15 protein-coding genes are annotated in these 18090 nt (G+C 61.7%); 10 read left to right on the forward strand and 5 right to left on the reverse strand.

Features of this window, described 5'->3' with window-relative positions:
* Position 1 precedes the first annotated feature (1 nt).
* On the reverse strand, positions 2-1105 hold the full coding sequence (gene mnmH / locus BM254_RS11080) for a tRNA 2-selenouridine(34) synthase MnmH (protein ID WP_092003242.1): 1104 nt from the start codon (positions 1103-1105) through the stop codon (positions 2-4).
* A gap of 133 nt (positions 1106-1238) precedes the next feature.
* Between mnmH and BM254_RS11085 the strand changes: the two genes are divergently transcribed.
* Complete coding sequence (locus BM254_RS11085; RefSeq protein WP_092003245.1) at positions 1239-1898, forward strand: 50S ribosomal protein L11 methyltransferase; 660 nt, start codon at positions 1239-1241, stop codon at positions 1896-1898.
* A gap of 411 nt (positions 1899-2309) precedes the next feature.
* Here the strand turns inward: BM254_RS11085 and BM254_RS11090 are convergent, their stop codons facing one another.
* Positions 2310-2714 (reverse strand): VanZ family protein, encoded by a 405-nt coding sequence (locus tag BM254_RS11090; protein ID WP_092003248.1) that lies wholly within the window; start codon positions 2712-2714, stop codon positions 2310-2312.
* Positions 2715-2811: 97 nt separating this feature from the next.
* On the opposite strand from BM254_RS11090, the gene cysZ reads away from it, so the two are divergent.
* The 6 genes from cysZ (at position 2812) to BM254_RS11120 (ending at position 10823) form a co-directional block, all read left to right on the forward strand.
* Positions 2812-3561, forward strand: coding sequence for a sulfate transporter CysZ (cysZ, locus tag BM254_RS11095; protein WP_092003251.1), 750 nt, complete (start codon positions 2812-2814; stop codon positions 3559-3561).
* Positions 3562-3604: 43 nt separating this feature from the next.
* Positions 3605-6463, forward strand: coding sequence for an RNA polymerase-associated protein RapA (gene rapA, locus BM254_RS11100; protein WP_092003255.1), 2859 nt, complete (start codon positions 3605-3607; stop codon positions 6461-6463).
* Positions 6464-6617: 154 nt separating this feature from the next.
* Entirely contained in the window at positions 6618-9068 is a 2451-nt protein-coding gene (locus BM254_RS11105) for an acyl-CoA dehydrogenase (RefSeq protein WP_092003258.1), read from the forward strand.
* Between the two features lie 77 nt (positions 9069-9145).
* Positions 9146-9526, forward strand: coding sequence for a fluoride efflux transporter CrcB (gene crcB / locus BM254_RS11110; RefSeq protein ID WP_092003261.1), 381 nt, complete (start codon positions 9146-9148; stop codon positions 9524-9526).
* A gap of 246 nt (positions 9527-9772) precedes the next feature.
* Positions 9773-9979 (forward strand): cold-shock protein, encoded by a 207-nt coding sequence (locus tag BM254_RS11115; RefSeq protein ID WP_008172950.1) that lies wholly within the window; start codon positions 9773-9775, stop codon positions 9977-9979.
* A gap of 133 nt (positions 9980-10112) precedes the next feature.
* Positions 10113-10823 carry a lysophospholipid acyltransferase family protein gene (locus BM254_RS11120; RefSeq protein WP_245777434.1) on the forward strand — a complete coding sequence of 237 codons (711 nt, stop codon included), beginning with the start codon at positions 10113-10115 and terminating at the stop codon, positions 10821-10823.
* A gap of 41 nt (positions 10824-10864) precedes the next feature.
* Here the strand turns inward: BM254_RS11120 and BM254_RS11125 are convergent, their stop codons facing one another.
* A complete protein-coding gene (locus BM254_RS11125; RefSeq protein ID WP_092003264.1) occupies positions 10865-11668 on the reverse strand; it encodes a dienelactone hydrolase family protein in 804 nt (267 codons plus the stop codon).
* A 162-nt stretch (positions 11669-11830) separates the two neighbouring features.
* Here BM254_RS11125 and ald point away from each other — a divergent pair, with 162 nt between their 5' ends.
* The 3 genes from ald to BM254_RS11140 all read left to right on the forward strand — a co-directional run bounded on the left by ald (position 11831) and on the right by BM254_RS11140 (position 14354).
* On the forward strand, positions 11831-12949 hold the full coding sequence (gene ald / locus BM254_RS11130) for an alanine dehydrogenase (RefSeq protein WP_092003268.1): 1119 nt from the start codon (positions 11831-11833) through the stop codon (positions 12947-12949).
* 14 nt (positions 12950-12963) lie between these two features.
* Entirely contained in the window at positions 12964-13536 is a 573-nt protein-coding gene (locus tag BM254_RS11135; protein ID WP_092003271.1) for a glutathione S-transferase family protein, read from the forward strand.
* Positions 13537-13742: 206 nt separating this feature from the next.
* A complete protein-coding gene (locus tag BM254_RS11140) occupies positions 13743-14354 on the forward strand; it encodes a Yip1 family protein (protein WP_092003275.1) in 612 nt (203 codons plus the stop codon).
* A gap of 84 nt (positions 14355-14438) precedes the next feature.
* Here the strand turns inward: BM254_RS11140 and BM254_RS11145 are convergent, their stop codons facing one another.
* Both BM254_RS11145 and BM254_RS11150 read right to left on the reverse strand, forming a co-directional pair.
* Complete coding sequence (locus tag BM254_RS11145; RefSeq protein WP_092003278.1) at positions 14439-15542, reverse strand: PilT/PilU family type 4a pilus ATPase; 1104 nt, start codon at positions 15540-15542, stop codon at positions 14439-14441.
* Between the two features lie 107 nt (positions 15543-15649).
* Positions 15650-18076 (reverse strand): phosphoketolase family protein, encoded by a 2427-nt coding sequence (locus BM254_RS11150; protein ID WP_092003281.1) that lies wholly within the window; start codon positions 18074-18076, stop codon positions 15650-15652.
* Positions 18077-18090 lie beyond the last annotated feature (14 nt).

The following is an 18090-nucleotide window of genomic DNA, read 5'->3' on the forward strand; positions in this document are numbered from 1 at the left end:
TCTACGCGGGCCGGGCCAGCCTGGCTTGCTCGATGATCACCTCGGGGCCCCCTCGGACAAGAATCCGCCCCTCTTTCTGGCCGAGCTGGTAGTCGTACATGGGATCGTAGTAGTCGGTCAGGAGCGCTTCGATCCAGGCATCGTGGCCGTGCAGGTCGCCCTGCTGCTCCTGGGCCGACAGGGCTGCTTCCATCAGCGCCCGCAGTTGCTTATGGCGCTCGCCGCCGAGGCGTTTTCGAATGCGGTCCATGGCGGACAACAGGTAGTCGCGGAAGTTCAGCCAGCCGGCTTCCTCGCCGTCCCGGGCCACGTAGTCGGCATGCATGTCTTCCACGTAGTCCTTGCGGATGATGGCGATACGCTCTTCCATGGGTTGCTCCAGCACCAGCAGGGGCGCGCTCGCCATACGCTCCCGCAGGCTCTCGGGCAGGGCGCAGCGGCCGATCAGGCGACTCTCGTCCTCCAGGTAAACCGGGCCGCCGGTCAGGTGATGGGCCTTGAGCATGGCTACCGCCAGGCGGTTTTCGAAATCGATCTGGGAAGGCTGGGGCGTGACCCGGCGGCCAAAGCTCGAGCCACGGTGGTTGGCCAGCCCCTCCAGGTCCACCGGGTTGGGCAGCTGGTGCAGTACCCGGGTCTTGCCGGTGCCGGTGCGACCGCTCAAAATCCGGAACTCGCTCTTTACGATGAGTTCCTCGAGGCTGTCGATCAGGAACCGGCGCAGGGCCTTGTAGCCACCCTTGACCAGCGGGTAATCGATGCCTGATTCCTTGATCCACTGCTGGGTCAGGCGGGAGCGCAGGCCACCACGGAAACAGAACAGGTAACCGTCCGGATGGCGGGCCACGAATCGTTTCCAGGCCTCGATGCGCTGGGCCTTGATGTCGCCGGATACCAGCTGGTGGCCCAGTTCAATGGCCTTGTCCTGGCCCTTCTCTTTGTAGCAGATCCCGACCCGGTGCCGTTCCTCATCGTTCATCAGTGGCGCATTCTCGGCACTGGGAAAGCTGCCCCTGGCAAACTCCACCGGTGCCCGGACGTCCATCAGTGGCACGTCATTGAGGAACAGGGACAGGTAGTCGTCGGTGTCGGGTCGGGTCGCCATTGCACGGACCTGGAGGTTGAAAATGTGAGGCGAGAGTATAACGGATCGAGTGTCTTTCTGCCCATCCGGCGCTGCCTCAGGGCCTGCGGGCGGGTACAATGTCGGGCCTTTTGGATCCGGAGCTGGAGGGGCAATGTCACCGGAACGGTTGAACGAACGCTTGCGCAAGACCCTGAGCCGGGGACGGGTGGCCGAAACCCGGCCGGCGGGCTGTCCCGACATCCCCCTGTACCTTTTTGACCCGGCGGTACTGGAAGGTCCCCTGTCCCATGACGAGGCCCAGGCGGTGGTGGCGGAACCGGCTTACTGGTCGTTCTGCTGGGCCAGCGGCCAGGTGCTGGCGCAATGGATCCTCGAACATCCTGATATTGTGCGAGGTAAGGTGGTGCTCGACTTCGGGACCGGGTCGGGGGTGGTTGCGGTGGCGGCCGCGTTGGCCGGTGCGGCCCGGGTGATCGCGTGCGACCTGGATCCGGCGGCCCTGGATGCCGCGGCCGCCAATGCGGAACTCAACGGCGTGGTCCTGGAGTTTTTTGAGGACTGGAACCGGAGGCCCGAGGATATCGATCTGGTGACTGCGGCGGACGTGCTCTACGATCCGGAAAACCGCCCTTTGCTGGAGGTGTTTCGGGCCGCAGCGCCAGAGGTCCTGCTGGCGGATTCCCGGGTCAGAAATCTCGGGAACGACCGTTATGAAAAACAGGCCGTGATTGAAGCCAGGACCTGGCCGGATCTTAACGAATTCGAGGAATTCAACAGGGTGAGGATCTATCGGGTAAAAGCCGGGGGCTGAAAAAAAACAAAGGGTGACCATGGGTCACCCTTTCGGAACAGGTCGGCGCATCCGTGCGCTGGGGCAACTGCCTTGTTGCTGGTCCCTGGTCTCCGCTCCCTGGCGCCAGCATCCTGGCCGGCTTTCCGATTAATTATCCCTTAAGCGAGGCGTCCCTGTGTCCCTGCCTCTCCCCGCGCTCCGTGCCGGGGTGCATCCGATGCGTCGTCCACTTCCTTGTCATCCCTGACGAGATCACTATAGCAAGGTAACGTTGACAAACGTGTGACGGGGGCGTGATCTGACTTTTCAATGCTGTATCACTTTCGGGTCGGTGCAATAATATCAATGAGTTGGCGTGCAATAAGTGGACTCTCCGATGCCATCGCACTCATTGATGCTGAAAGCTCTCACAGCAATGTAGGAAATATCTCACAAGGATTCGGGCGAATCTCTCAAATCCAGCTTTCCGGCCCTGGGCAGCCCCGGCCAGGGCAGCAGGCCAATGGCGATGCCGACGCCATCGGCAAGCAGGTCTTTCAGGGAAAAATCCCGGTACGGCAGGGTCGCCTGCACCAGTTCAATGGCCAGGCCAAACAGCAACAGCGCCGGCACGTACCAGAGAGCCCGGAGTTCCGGCCAGGCCAGACGGGTCAGGATGGTCAGCTCCAGAAAGGCGATCAGGTGGTTGATCTTGTCGCTGGGGGCTGAGGGTATGGGGTAACGGGTGTCCATGGTGGCCAGGATCACGATGGCGGCGAGGGACACGGCCAGTGCTACCCGCCAGAGTGTCCGGTTGTGAAGCAGGTCCTGACTGAGTTGTTTCAATGATGCCATGGGGAGTTTCCGAGAGTCCTTCCGGGCTGTGGGATATTTGCCAACATGATATGCTTTGCGCCCCGTCACTGTCATTGAAGCGGAGGATCAGCCAGCCATGCTCAAGGGTAACTTTTTTCGCGGACTGGGTTACCTGGGGGAGGGTTTCCGCCTGATTCGACAGCCCGGCCTGCGCCTGTTCGTCGTCATCCCCATTGTTATCAACATTTTCCTGTTCGGCATCCTGTTCTATTTCATGGCGGAGGGCTTTGCGGCCCTGATTGCCATGGCCATGGGGTTCCTGCCGGACTGGACCTGGCTGCAGGCGCTGGACTGGCTGTTCTGGATCCTGTACGGCGCGGTGATCCTGCTGATGCTGGCCTACGGGTTCGTCATCGTCGCCAACCTGATCGGTTCCCCGTTCTATGGTTACCTGGCCGAGCTGACCGAGAAGCATCTCACCGGCCAGGAAATCAATACCGATGACAGCTGGGCGGTCATCATCAAGGACATTCCCCGCGCCCTGTGGCGGGAAGTCCAGAAAATCCTGTATTACCTGCCCCGCGCCATCGGCCTGTTCATCATCGGTCTTATTCCCGTGGTCAACCTGGTGGCGGCGGTGCTCTGGTTCCTGTTCAACTGCTGGATGATGGCCCTGCAGTACGTGGATTTCCCGGCGGATAACCACAAGGTCAGCTTCCCCGCCCTGCGCCGGCTGCTGGGTGACACCCGGCTCTCGGCCCTGGGGTTCGGGTTGCCGGTGGCGCTGGCAGCGATGGTACCGGTGCTGAATCTGGTGGTGGTGCCGGCGGCGGTTTGCGGCGCGACTGCTTACTGGGTGCGGGAAAACGGCTCGGCTCTTAAATAAGTTCTGCAAAAATTTCGGCAAGTAATTTCGGTTTGGAGGCTTCTTGGAAACATCGGATTTTGTCATTGGTCAGCGCTGGGTCAGTCACAGCGACACCGGGCTGGGCCTGGGGATTGTCACGGATATTTCCGGGCGTCGGGTCACCCTGGGGTTTCCAGCCGCGGACGAGGAGCGCACTTATGCCATCGACAACGCGCCTCTGTCCCGCATCGTCTTCCAGATCGGCGAAGAGATCGAGACCTTTGGCGGCGACCGCTACACCGTCCGCGCCGTGGAGGACGTCGGCGGTGTGCTCATGTACCACGCCGATGACGGCGAGAACATCCATCAGATCTCCGAGGTAAAGCTGGCCGGCTCGGTCAATTTCTCTGCCCCGCACCAGCGTCTGTTTGCCGGCCAGTTTGACCGTAACGGGGCATTCCGGCTGCGTTACGCTACGGTTCAGCACCAGGATCGCCTGCGGGCTTCGCCTGCCCAGGGGCTGATCGGTGCCCGTACCCAGCACCTGCCTCACCAGATCTATATCGCCCAGGAAGTGGCCCGGCGCCACGCGCCGAGGGTCTTGCTGGCGGATGAGGTCGGCCTGGGCAAGACCATCGAGGCTGGCCTGATTCTGCATTACCAGCTCCACACCGGTCGTGCTAAACGGGCATTGATCGTGGTACCGGATTCCCTGATTCACCAGTGGCTGGTGGAAATGCTGCGTCGGTTCAACCTGCGCTTTTCCATCATCGACCAGGAGCGTTATGACGCCCTCAAGGATGACGAGGATGACATTGACGCCCTGGTGAACCACATCTTTGGTGACGAGAATTCGGAAAACCCGTTCGAGACCGACCAACTGGTCCTGTGCAGTCTCGATTTCCTGACCAGGAACGCCGGTGCCCGCGAGGATGCCCTGGCCGCTGGCTGGGACCTGATGATTGTCGATGAGGCCCATCACCTGGCCTGGGCGCCGGAGGCGGCGAGCCCGGAATACGAGGTGGTGGAATCCCTGTCGGCCCGGACCCGGGGCCTGCTGCTGCTCACTGCCACACCGGAGCAGGTGGGCATCGCCAGTCACTTCGCCCGGTTGCGGTTGCTGGATCCGGCCCGTTTCCACGACCTGGAGACGTTCCGGGAAGAGGAAGCCCATTACGAAACCATCAACCAGGTGGTGCGTCGCCTGCAGCAGGACGAGGCGATCAGTGACGCCGACCGCGAGGCCCTGCGCGGCTGGCTCGGCCAGGAACTGGACCAGCTGGAGCAGGAGAGTGATACCCGCCAGGCCATCATTGATGCGCTGCTCGACCGCCACGGCACCGGCCGGATCCTGTTCCGCAACACCCGCGCGGCGATCCGGGGCTTTCCCGAACGCCAGCCGGAGCCGGTTCCGCTGCCATGCCCGGAACTTTATGACGGCCTCGATGTGGGGCTGGAGGGGCTGAGCCCCGAGCATGGCCGCGCCGAGGAGCGCTGGCTGGCCGAGGACCCCCGCGTTGCCTGGCTGGAGAAGACCTTGCTGGGCCTGCGCCCGGCCAAGGTGGTGGTGATCTGTGCTCACGCCGAAACGGCCATGGCGCTGGAACACTATCTGCAGCTGCGGGCCGGTATCCGCAGCGCCGCATTCCATGAGCATCTGAGCCTGGTGGAACGGGATCGTGCGGCGGCCTATTTCTCTGACAGCGAGCAGGGCGCCCAGGCTCTGATCTGTTCGGAGATCGGCAGCGAGGGCCGGAATTTCCAGTTTGCCCATCACCTCGTGCTGTTCGACCTGCCGGCCAATCCGGATCTGCTGGAGCAGCGTATCGGGCGGCTGGACCGCATTGGCCAGACCGATGCCATCCGGATCCATATCCCGTACCTGGAGGGCACCAGCCAGGAGGTCCAGTACCGCTGGTTCCATGACGGGCTGAATGCCTTCGCCGAGAGCTGCGCCGTGGGCGTGGCCGTGCAGGAGGCTCTGCAGGAACGGTGGCAGCAGGCCATCGATGGCGACACCGGTGTACTGGACGAGCTGATCGAGGCCTCGGCCCGGGAAACCGCGCGGCTCAAGACCATGCTGCAGAACGGCCGGGATGCCCTGATCGAACTGAATTCCTGCCGCCGCGACGTGGCCGAGGAGCTGATCGGCCGGATCGAGGAGGAAGAGGCTTCCGCCCAGGTCCGGGATTACATGATCGAGGCCTTCGACATCCTCGGCGTGGACGTGGAAGACCACGGCGAGCACTCGGATGTGCTCAAGCCCGGTGAGCATTACCACGCCGGGCATGTGACCGATTTGCCGGAAGACGGCCTGACCGTGACTTGGAGCCGGGAACAAGCCCTGGAGCGGGAAGACCTTGCCTTCATGAGCTGGGAGCACCCGATGGTGACCGGCGTGATGGATTCGGTCACCAGCTCCGGCCTGGGCAAGGCCGCGCTGGCCAGCCTCTCGGTCAAGGCGCTGCCGCCGGGCACCCTGCTGATGGAGGCCCTGTTTACCGTGCACTGCCCGGCCCCGGAGTCGTTGCAGCTGACCCGTTACCTGCCGGTGTCGCCCCTGCGGCTGCTGGTGGACGTCAATGGCAAGGAGCTCTCTGCCGCCTTGCCCCACGACCGGCTGAATGAGCTGTGCTCCAACATCCGCCGCCGTACCGCACAGGCGATCGTGCCCCAGATCCGGCCCCAGGTGGAGACCATGGTGGATCACGCCGAGCGCCTGTCCGAGCCGCATCTGGAGCCCATGAAGGAGAAAGCCCTGGCCGGTGTCGAGGCCGTGTTCGGTCCGGAAATTCGCCGCCTTGAGGCCCTGCAGAAGGTCAACCCGGCCATCCGGGATGAGGAGATCGATTATTTCCGTAACCAGCTGGCGGCCGCCCGGGAGGCGGTCAGTCATGCCAGTCTGGCGCTGGAGGGAATTCGCGTGATTGTGACCGCCTGATGGCGGTAACTCCCTGACTGGGAAGCAATTGCTGGTCAGCCCTCATCTGATGAGGTACCGTGAACGTAACACTGTGTAGTCTTGGTGCTCCGGGACCGACTGGCAGCCGTCAGTCGCCGGAGTTCTCGCAATCCATGGAGGACAGAGAAAACCTATGATGACTTTCATTCTGTTTGTGGTAGCGCTCGCGGGCCTGCTGATCGTCATGCGCCGCGAGGCGGGGGCCAAACCGGCCATCGGTGTGATGGTGGTGGTCGGGTTCCTGTCCTGGATCTTCGCCTCCGGCTGGCTGGCCCTGGTCCTGTTTCTCGGTGCCGCTGCCACCGCCGCGGCCGGCCTGCCGGGCTTTCGCCAGGGCTGGCTGACACCCCGTATCTTCGCCATGTTCAAGAAGGTGGCGCCCAAGGTTTCCGATACCGAAAAGGTGGCACTGGAAGCCGGCACCGTTGGCTGGGACGGGGAGCTGTTCACCGGCCGCCCCGACTGGCACAGCCTGCTGATCAACCGCCACAACGGCCTGAGTGAGGAAGAGCAGGCGTTCGTGGATAACCAGTGCACCCATGCCATCTCCATGTGCAACGCCTGGGATATCGCGGTGGAACGGGCGGACCTTCCGAAAGAGCTGTGGGACTTCCTGAAGAAAGAGAAGTTCTTCGGCATGATCATTCCCAAGGAATATGGCGGCCTGGAATTCTCCGCCAAGGCCCAAACGGCGGTACTGCAGAAGCTGGCGGCGAACGAGATGCTGATGGTCACCGTCGGCGTGCCGAACTCCCTCGGGCCCGGCGAGTTGCTGGTCAAGTACGGTACTGAAGAACAGAAAAAGTATTACCTGCCGCGCCTGGCCGATGGCCGGGAGATTCCCTGCTTCGGCCTGACCGGCCCGCGTGCCGGTTCTGATGCCACCTCGCTGCCGGATACCGGCATCGTGTGCAAGCAGGAAGTGGACGGCAAGGAAGTACTGGGCATCCGTCTCAACTTCGAGAAGCGCTGGATCACCCTGGCGCCGGTGGCGACGGTGGTTGGTCTGGCCTTCCGCATGTTCGATCCCGATGGTCTGCTCGGAGACACCGAGGACTACGGCATTACCTGCGCCCTGATTCCCCGGGACACCAAGGGCATGGAAATCGGCCGTCGCCATTGCCCGATCGGTACGCCGTTCCTGAACGGCCCGATCCGGGGCAAGGATGTCTTCATTCCGCTGGATTACATCATCGGTGGCCAGAAGATGGCCGGTGAGGGCTGGCGCATGCTGGTGGAATGCCTGTCGGTTGGTCGCTGCATCACCCTGCCGTCCGGTGCAGCGGGCGCTGCGGCCTACTCGGTGGGCACGGCTGGCGGCTTCACCCGTATCCGCCGCCAGTTCAACACCCCGGTGGCCGAGATGGAAGGCGTGCAGGAGCCTCTGGCCCGTATCGCCGCCAAGACCTACATCGCCCAGGCCGCGGTGAACCACACTGCCAACATGATCGACAACGGCCAGAAACCGGCGGTGCCGTCGGCCATCCTGAAATACCACCTGACCGAGTTCCAGCGCGGCATTCTTACCGACGCCATGGATGTCCACGGTGGCAAAACCGTGACCCTGGGGCCACGTAACTACCTGGGCATCGGCTACAGTGGCGCTGCGGTATCCATTACCGTGGAAGGCGCCAATATCATGACCCGCAGCCTGATGATCTTCGGCCAGGGCGCGATCCGCTGCCATCCCTATGTTCTCGAGGAGCTGGCGGCCAAGGACAATGACGATATCCGGGCCTTCGACAAGGCATTCTTCGGCCACGCCGGCCTGATCTTCGGCAACGCGTCCCGGGCCTTCACCCAGGCCCTGGGGCTGGGTCGGGCCGATGTGCCCTTTGACAGCTCCAGCCGTCGCTATGCCCAGGCGGTGGCCCGGTTCAGTGCCGCATTTGGTCTGTGTGCCGATGCCGCCATGACCACTCTCGGTAGTGAGCTGAAGATGCGTGAGCTGATTTCTGCCCGCCTGGGAGACATGCTCTCCAACCTTTACCTGGCATCCATGGTGCTGAAAAACTGGCACGAGACCCAGCCGGTCGAAGGCGAACGGGAAGTGATGGAATACAGCCTGGAGCTACTTCTCAGCCGCACCGAGAACGCTCTGGACGAATTCCTGCAGAACCTGCCGAACCGGCCGGTGGCCATGACGCTCCGGGCCATCACCATGCCGCTTGGGCGTCGCTGGGATGCGCCCCACGATAGCCTGGCCCGCAAACTGGCCAGAGCGATCTCCACCGATACCCCGATCCGCCACAAGCTGCTGGCCAGTATCTGGAGCACCGACGGCGAGGGCACGGTTGAGAATCCGGTGGCCCGTTATAATGGCCTGCTGAAGGATTACGACAAGGCGGAGCAGCTGTACCGCAAGGCAACCAAGGCATACGCCAAGGGCGAGTTGCCGATGACCGCCCTGCATCCTGAGGAGCGCTTTGAGGCGGCTCTCAAGGCCGGCATCTATACCAAGGAAGAAGCGGACTTCATGCGGCAGTACGAGGAGGTTGTTCTCGAAATGCTGACCGTGGACGATTTTCCGTTCGATGCCTTTGCCCGTAACCAGGAAACCGTGATCGACCACAATCCGGCTTGATCATCGCCGGATATTCCGTAGTGTAATGGAAGGCGCCCGGTCGGGCGCCTTCTGTGTTCAGGGTGGAGTAAACACGCATGTGGCTATCGGTTCTGGCAGTAAGTGTGGGTGCGGTGATCGGTGCCAACCTCCGGTGGGCACTGGGGCTGTGGCTCAATACCACCTACCATGCCATTCCCTATGGAACCCTGGTCGCCAACCTCAGTGGTGGCTGGCTGATTGGCCTGCTCATGGGGTATTTCACCCACGGCAGCTCCCTCTCGCCCGAATGGCGGCTGTTTGCCATCACCGGCCTGTGCGGTGCCCTGACCACCTTCTCCACGTTCTCCCTCGAGATGTTTACGGCGCTCCAGGAAGGGAAGTGGGGCATGGCGATGGCCGGCATTCTCGCCCACGTGGTGGGCTCTATCCTGATGACTGCCCTGGGTTTTTACACCTTTTCACTGATCAGGGGCTGACTCCCTGGCGGTGGGTATCTTTACCTACATAAATCTTTGAAATTTCGCTTGGCATTCCCGGGATTCCCGCGTAGAGTTGGATCTCAAGGAAAGAGTCAGTAAAGCGTTTCATGAATAAGACGTACCTGTAGTAAGTAGTGCCGTCCTGTTTTTGATTAAGCGAGTTCTGTATTTCCGCAAACGCTGACCGAGCGCCGCTGTGGTGCGAGGCAGTAGAGTAAATGATTGATTTCAGGAAGTTTAAGTATGTCTACTACTACCGGTACTGTTAAGTTCTTCAACGAAGCTAAAGGCTTTGGCTTTATCACTCGTGAAGGCGGCCCGGACGTATTCGTTCACTACAGCGCCATCCAAGGCTCTGGTTTCAAGACCCTGGCTGAAGGCCAGCAGGTCGAGTTCACCGTAACTCAGGGCCAGAAGGGTCCTCAGGCGGAGAACGTTGTTGCTCTGTAATCCCTGACGGATTCAGCAACACGCAAAAAAGGCAGCTTCGGCTGCCTTTTTTTGTGATTTTCCCGGCAATATGTAATCTTTGTCCCCCTGTTGCTCGTTTAACCGGTTGTCGAGAAATACAGGGATTCCCTCCATGCTGTTGCGATTTCTGAAAGCCACCTGGATCCTGTTCTGGGCGGTCCTCCTTACCCTGATCCTGTTCCTGCCCATCGTGATTGCTGCCCTTGCCGGCAAGCGTGGTGATGCCGCGTTCCAGGGTACACAGATCTATGCCTGGATCATCCTGAAGGTCTGTGGCATCCGCCTGCGAGTCAGTGGCAAGGAACATATCCAGCCGGGCCAGCGTTACGTCATTCTCAGCAACCACGCCTCCTATTTCGATCCGCCCGCCCTGGTACTGGCCCTGGGCCTGCAGTACCGGTGGGTGATCAAGAAGGAGTTGCGCAAGGTGCCCCTGTTCGGCCTGGCACTGGAAACGTCCCGTAACCTGTTCATCGACCGGTCAAAAGGCGCGGACGCTCTTGAGAGCATCAAGCAGGGCGTCGCTCAGCTGCCGGATGGTACCGGTATCCTGTTGTTTCCCGAGGGGACCCGTTCCTGGGACGGCAAACTGTTGCCTTTCAAGCGGGGAGGGTTCGTGATTGCCCGGGATGGTGGACTGCCAATCCTGCCGATCACCATTGTTGGCTCCCATGACCGGCTGCCCAAGGGCCATGCCGCCTTTACCAGTGGCGAAATCCACATTGTCATCCATTCCCCGGTGAGTGCTGCGGACAAGCCGGTGGAAGTGTTGATGGACGAGGTGCGGGCAACGATCGCTGGCGCCCTGGAGCAGGAAGGGTAGGGGCGCGCCCCGGAGCTTCCGGGACGCGCGCTGGTTGCCGCTTACTGGGCGAAGATACGCTGGTAGAACTCCATGGTGCCCTGCCAGGAGCGGGTGGCAGCCTCTTCGTCATATCCGATGGGCATATTGAATTCCTCGGCGACCTTGTCGGCACCGGGATTGGTGAAGGAGTGCCGGACCCCGGGGAAGCTCACCAGGGTCAGGTCCACTTCGGCGTCCTGCATTTCCTTGACCAGGCCGGCAACCTGATCGGAGGGGACCATCTGGTCGGCTCCGCCGGTGTAGACCTGGACCTGCGCCTTCACCTCACCGGCCTGGGCCTTGATCGGGCTGCCCAGGGCGCCGTGATAGCTCACCACACCATCCAGATCCACACCCAGGCGTGCCATGTTCAGCACCACCGCACCGCCGAAGCAGTAACCCTGGGCGGCAATACGGTCGCCATCGACACTCTCGTGGTTTTGCAGCAGTTCCTTGGCCTTGAGGAAGCGCGCCTTCATCTGGTCCATGTCCTTGGTGGCTTCCTGCATGAATTTCTGGGCCGTGTCGGGGTGGTCGGTGACCTTGCCCGAGCCGTACATGTCCAGCGCCAGCGCTGTGTAGCCGGCGGCCGCCAGCTTTTCGGCCTGGTCCCGGGCGAACTCGTTATGGCCCCACCATTCGTGAACCACCAGCACGCCGGGGCGCTGGCCCTCATCCTCATCGTCCCAGGCCAGATAGCCGGTGAAGGTGGTGCCATCAATCGTGTACTCGATGGTTTCGGTCTGCATTTCGGCGAGGACTCCTGTACTGGCCAGGGAGAGGCCAAGAGCGGTTGCCAGGGTTGTCGTTCTGATCGGGTTCATGCTTCCTCCTGTTCCTTCTGGTTCTGGTTTTCTTGTGCCGTTTGATACGGCCTTGGCCGGAAAACCGATGCATTCATTTGCGTCATCCGGAATACCGTCCTTTTTACTACACTTGAGCCAGAAACTCACAGATTCACTTTGGCACAGTGCGGGAGATTGTCCATGAAAGTCGGGGTTCCGAAGGAGATCAAGAACCATGAGTACCGGGTCGGCATGATCCCGGCGTCGGTTCATGAGCTGTGTGGCCACGGTCATGAGGTGTACGTGCAGGAAGGTGCCGGAGCGGCCATCGGCTTTTCCGATGAGGATTACCGGCAGGCGGGTGCCCGGTTGGTGGCCGGCGCAGAGGAGGTGTTCGAACAGGCGGAGCTGATCGTCAAGGTCAAGGAGCTCCAGGCCGGCGAGCGGGCCATGCTCCGGCCGGAACACACCCTGTTCACCTACCTGCACCTGGCTCCGGACCAGGCGCAGACCGACGACCTGGTGCAATCCGGCGCTACCTGCATCGCCTATGAAACGGTGACCGATCACGCCGGCCGGCTGCCGCTGCTGGCACCCATGTCCGAAGTGGCCGGGCGTATGTCGATCCAGGCCGGCGCTCACTGCCTGGAGAAGTACCTCGGTGGGCGGGGCGTCCTGCTCGGCGGTGTGCCAGGGGTCAGTCCGGCCCGGGTCACGATCATTGGTGGTGGCGTGGTCGGGCAGAACGCTGCCGCCATGGCCGTTGGTCTGGGGGCCCAGGTGACGGTGGTGGACCGCAACATGGAGGTGCTCCGGCACCTGGACCACCGCTTTGGCAACCAGATTTCCACCCTGTTCTCCACGGCTCACACCCTGGACCAGGCGGTCATCGAGTCTGACCTGGTGATCGGCAGCGTGCTGATTCCCGGCGCCTCGGCACCCAAGTTGATCACCCGGGACATGGTCCGGCGCATGCCCGAGGGCAGTGTCATCGTGGATGTGGCCATCGACCAGGGCGGCTGTGCCGAGACCTCGAAACCCACCACACATGACAATCCGACCTACATTGTCGATGGTGTGGTACATTACTGCGTGGCCAACATGCCCGGTGCGGTGGCGAGAACGTCCACCCTGGCACTGAATAACGTCACCCTGCCATTCATCGCGGCCCTTGCGAACAAGGGGCCGGGGCAGGCACTGAGGGATGATCCGCACCTGCTGGCGGGCCTGAATGTGATGGCTGGCAAGGTGACCTACAGGGAAGTGGCCGAAGCCACCGGGTATACCTATACAAACCCTGAAACCCTGCTGGGAACCTGACAACCGGAGCAGATATGAAGCTGATTGGATCCACCACCTCTCCCTACGTGCGCCGAATCCGTATCCTGCTGGATGAGGAACCCTACGAGTTCATCAACCTGGATATCTATGGAGAAGGCCGGGACGAGCTGCGGCGCAACAATCCGGCGCTGAAGATTCCCATGCTTGAGGATGAGGGCCAGGAACTCTATGACTCCCGCATCATTGCCCGCTACGTGAGCGCCAAACAGAACCGTGATCCGCTGACCTGGGACCAGCAGAACCAGCTGACCCTGATTGATGCCGCCAATGATTCCGCGGTCACCCTGTTGTTGGCCAAACGCTCAGGCATTGATGTCGATGCCGACGTGATGTTCTTCAACCTGCAGCGGGAGCGGATTATGACCACCCTGCGGACCCTGGCGGCCCAGGTCGAGGAAGGCCAGTTCGAGGCCTGGAACTACCCGGCGATCTGCCTGTACTGTCTGGTGGACTGGCTGGATTTCCGGGACCTGGTGGATTTCACCGGCGTTGAGAGCCTGCTGGCATTCCGGGACAGCCGCAAGGACAAGCCCTGGGTGGCCCAGACCGATCCCCGCCAGGCCTGATGATTGTCTTGGCCTCCTGAAAGGTTCAGGGGGCCCTGCCAGAACCAAAGGATCTGAAAGCCCTTTCTAAATGACAAAAAGGCATTAAAGCTGCCTTTTAACCCCCTCATTCTTGACTATAGTTAAGTTCAGGTATCGTTCTCAGATCCAGCAGCGTGCGGGAAACGTACCTACCCATACCAACAACAGAAGAAAAGGGGGTGTCCATGCTCCTGCAACATGCCTTCGGTCTTTTCACGCACCCGGATGAAGAGTGGGTGTCCATTCGCAAAGAACATGAGACTCCGCGACGTCTGTACGTGGCCTATGTTCTGGTTCTGGCGGCGATCGCTCCGATCTGTGCTTACATCTCGACGGCCTATTTTGGCTGGACAGTGGGTAACGAACGGTTGATCAAGCTGACGGAAATCAGTGCCCTGCAACTGAGTGTGCTGACCTACCTCGCCATGCTGGTGGGGGTTTTCGCCCTGGGTTACGCGATTAACTGGATGGCGAAAACCTACGGCGCCCGGGAAGAACATGTGCCGTCCAACGGCATTGCTCTGGCGGCATACTCATGCACTCCGCTGTTCCTGGCGGGCTTCGCCCTGCTGTACCCGGTGCCCTGGTTCAACGCGATCGTGTTCCTGATTGCCGCCTGCTACGGTGCCTGGCTCATGTATGACGGACTGCCGATTGTCATGGGTATCGAGAAGGAGCGGGCAGTCATGTATGCCGGTGCCTTGCTGACCGTGGCCCTGGTGATCCTGGTGTCCACCCGTGTGGGTTCCGTCATTATCTGGAACTTCGGCGTCGGCCCGGTGTTCGTCAGCGGGTGAACGGCGACAGCGTCGTCAAATTACCATGAAGTACACAGGAAGGGAGCCGAGCCGGCTCCCTTCGGGGTTTAAGCCGGCGCTCTTTCAGTTGCCGTCATCGATCTGAAGCCCCGAACTGTCACCCATCTTGCCCTGCTCCAGGCGAATGGCCACTTCCAGATTGTGTCTGGAGTCGGCGTTGGCAAAGGCTTCGTCCTTGGTAATCTTGCCCTGGTGATACAGATCCAGGATGGCCTGGTCGAAGGTCTGCATCCCCATCTCCCGGCTTTTCTCCATGACTTCGGCAATGCCTCCGATCTCACCCTTGTTGACCAGTTCCCTGATGTAGGGGCTGGCCAGCATCACTTCCACCGCCGGAACGCGTTTGGCGTCGACGCTGCGTAACAGGCGCTGGGAAACCACCGCCCGCAGGTGCAGGCTGAGGTCCATGAACAGTTCCCGGTGGGCCTCGTCCGGAAAGAAGTTCACGATGCGCCGCAGGGTCTGATCCACGTTACTGGCATGCAGAGTGGAGATACACAGATGCCCGGTTTCGGCGTAGGTCAGGGCCTGCTTCATGGTCTCGCGGTCCCGGATCTCACCGATCATGATCACGTCCGGTGCCTCGCGCATGGCCCGCTTCAGGGCATCGGAATAGGAGTGGGTATCGACCCCGACTTCGCGCTGGTTGATCACACTCATGCCATGGCTGTGGGTATATTCGATGGGATCCTCGATGGTAAGGATGTGACCACTGCGATGGCGGTTCCGGTAATCAATCATCGACGCCAGCGTCGTGGACTTGCCCGAGCCGGTGGCGCCGACCACCAGGATCAGGCCGCGGGGTTCCATGATCAGCTGTTCCAGGATGCCGGGCAGGCCCAGAGATTCGATCGACGGAATGTCGTTCTTCAGGTAGCGGATCACCATGGCCGTCTCGCCCCGTTGCCAGAACACATTGACCCGGAAACGGCCGATGTGATTGACGCCGATGGCCATATCCAGCTCGAGATCCCGCTCGAAGCTCGCTCGCTGCCGGTCGTTCATCACCGAATAGGCCAGCTGCTTGACGGTGCCCGGGGGCAGGGTGTTCTGGGTGATGGGCCGGGTATGGCCCTCGATCTTGATCATCACCGGTGCACCGGTGGAGAAGTACAGGTCCGAGGCACCTTTGTCGGCCATGACCTTGAGGTATGCGGGCAACTCCATAAAACAGACTCGCTATCCACTGATCAAAGTACGAATACTAGCCTACAAACCGGGGGCTTGCTCGGCCTCCCTGAGCCCGCTGGCAAGCCGCCCGAGTTTGCCCGGGCTCAGGCGGTGGGCAGGCCCCGGGTGATCACAGACGGATCGCCCCGGCCTTCCACAGCGGCCAGTTCGGCACTCGACAGCCATTCCCCGGGGGGCTGTTCCATGGCCTGGGCGCAGGCGACCAGCAGGTGGCCCCAGGAACACTGGTTAGCAAACAGCATACCGGCCACATTCAGGGTTCCACCCTGGTTGATATAGCCCAGTACCCGGCTATGAGCCGGTTCCGGAAACAGGGTATGCAGGTGCCCCCTGAAAACCTCCGGGCGCATGTGGGTCAGGCTGACACGCCGCCTCAGGCGATGGGGGAAGAGTCGTTCCCGTTCGAATTCCGAGGCGCAGGTCGCGGCTTCGTCGGCATCCCGGGGCTGACGGAACCGGCCGGGTTCCTGCACATAGACCAGCCGGAACGGGGTTCCGGTCTCCCGCAGGCGTTCACAGGCCCGGATTGTCTCGGACAGCTGATAGGCGCCGTTGGCAATCAGCAGCAGCGGTTCCCCGGCACAGGTGTCCTCGTCCACCACCAGCGCGCCGTGTCGGGCGAGGGTGTCGGCTTCATGGGCGTCAAAGACACAAGGCCGCTCCCGTTTGGGTACCACCATGCAGGTCAGACGCCCACGGTCGGTGTAGACCGAGGGCAGCGCGGCCAGAGTACTGTTGTAGTCCGCGGGGAAGATCACTCGGGAAACATCGTTCATCTCGCCCAGCAGGCTCTCGCAGAAGGTGGTGTCCTGGTGTGATTGTTCGTTCTTGCCGTTTTCCCAGGTGTGGGAACTTGCGATGACCGGGAACCCAAGCCAGCGAGCAGGTCGACCGACGGCTTTCTGGTGCCGGGCGAAAATCAGTTCCTGGCGGATGGCGCCGAGCATCTTGACGCAGAACGCCTCATAGCTGGCCACTAGGTTGAGGCCGGCCTTGTTGGCCAGGCATGCCGAGATCACCGCTTCCTCGTTCAGTACCGTGATGATCTTGCCGTGGATATCTTCCTGGTCATTCTCGGGATCGTTGACCCGGTGTTTGAGGGCCTTCAGGATCCCGGTCAGCCGATTGCTGGCAAGCTCGTCCGGGTTGCCGACCCGAGGCCGAAAATCCGGGTTCTCGGCAACCAGGGCCCGGAAAAAGTGGTCCACCGCTTTCATGGGCGATGACGATGGCTCCCGGCACGGAGCCAGTCGGGGAATGACCGGGTCGTCCGGGTTGCGGCGTGCCAGGGGATGATCACGTTCCAGGGGCCGGTTTTGCCGTTCATGTTCGCCCAGTTGCCGGACCGCGTCCTGAAGCTCGTCCGGGTTGACCCAGAGTGGCTTGATGTGGGTCTGGAACAGCTCCCGGGCCCGGGCGTCGATCCGGGGATTGCCGGGCAGGGGCAGGTTATGGGCGGCATTGCTGCCGGCGCCATAGAAGCCGTAACCCTTGACGGTTTCGGCGATGCCATAGGGGATGCGCACCGGGTAACGTATTTCGCCCTTCATGGCGGCTTGCCCGTGATCTTTCAGGGCCTCCTCCATGGAGAACAGGGCACAGACGAAGGCGGCGGGGTCGCGGCCGTCGAAACGGACCGGGTCAAACCCCCGGTGGCTCAGGTGCGCCTCGAACCGTTCCAGACCCTCCCGGGTACCCAGCTCGGTGCGCTGCTCGATGCGCCGTCCGTTGGCAATCATGATTGGCAGAACCAGGCCGCAATCCTCTTGACGCCACCATCGCGGGATCCAGTCACTGCCACGCTGCTCCTCGGCGGCCCCGTCAGACAGGAAAGCCACCAGGGATTCACCGGGCAGGGGCATGTGGGCGTACTGGAGTTCCGCGAAACCCAGGTAACCTCCTTCAATGATGCCCCCGGCCGTATGCGGGTTGACATGGCTGCCGATCGGCGCCGCCATGGAACCATCGGGTTTCTGGCCATAACTGTAGAAATCCTCGGCCAGCCGGGACAGGCCCTCGGGGCCCCGGTAACGCGCCTGCTGTTCCGGATGGAGATTGCCGGTCAGGACGTTGAGTGCGTCCACCGCCGCAACGCAATGACCCTGACCCATCAACCAGCTTCGGGTCTCGCCGGTCAGGCTGTTGAGGGCAAGGTAGGCGGCGTAGGCGGGGACCATGTTCAGAGCACCACCGGTATGGCCCTCCGGGCTGGTTTTGAAATCCTGGGGAGTCAGGGGCGCCCCGGTCATGTCCACACGCCGGGTATAGGTCATATGCACCACCAGCCAGAGGCCGGCACTGGTCAGGCGGTCCAACGCCACCAGTTTGCGATAGACCGCTTCGGTGTCCGGTTGCAGTCCCCGCTGTACCAGGCGCTCCGCCAGCGTCTGGACCTGAACGCAGGTTGCATCCGAGTGCTGGATGACCCCGTAGCCTTGTCGCCACAGATCATATTGTGGGCAATGCTGACCGGTGGTCGGCGCCGGCCGGGGCTGGATTGGCGATGGCATGGTATGCCTCCGTG

Origin of the sequence: Marinobacter pelagius, assembly GCF_900114925.1 — a bacterium.
GTDB classification, from domain to species: Bacteria; Pseudomonadota; Gammaproteobacteria; order Pseudomonadales; family Oleiphilaceae; genus Marinobacter; species Marinobacter pelagius.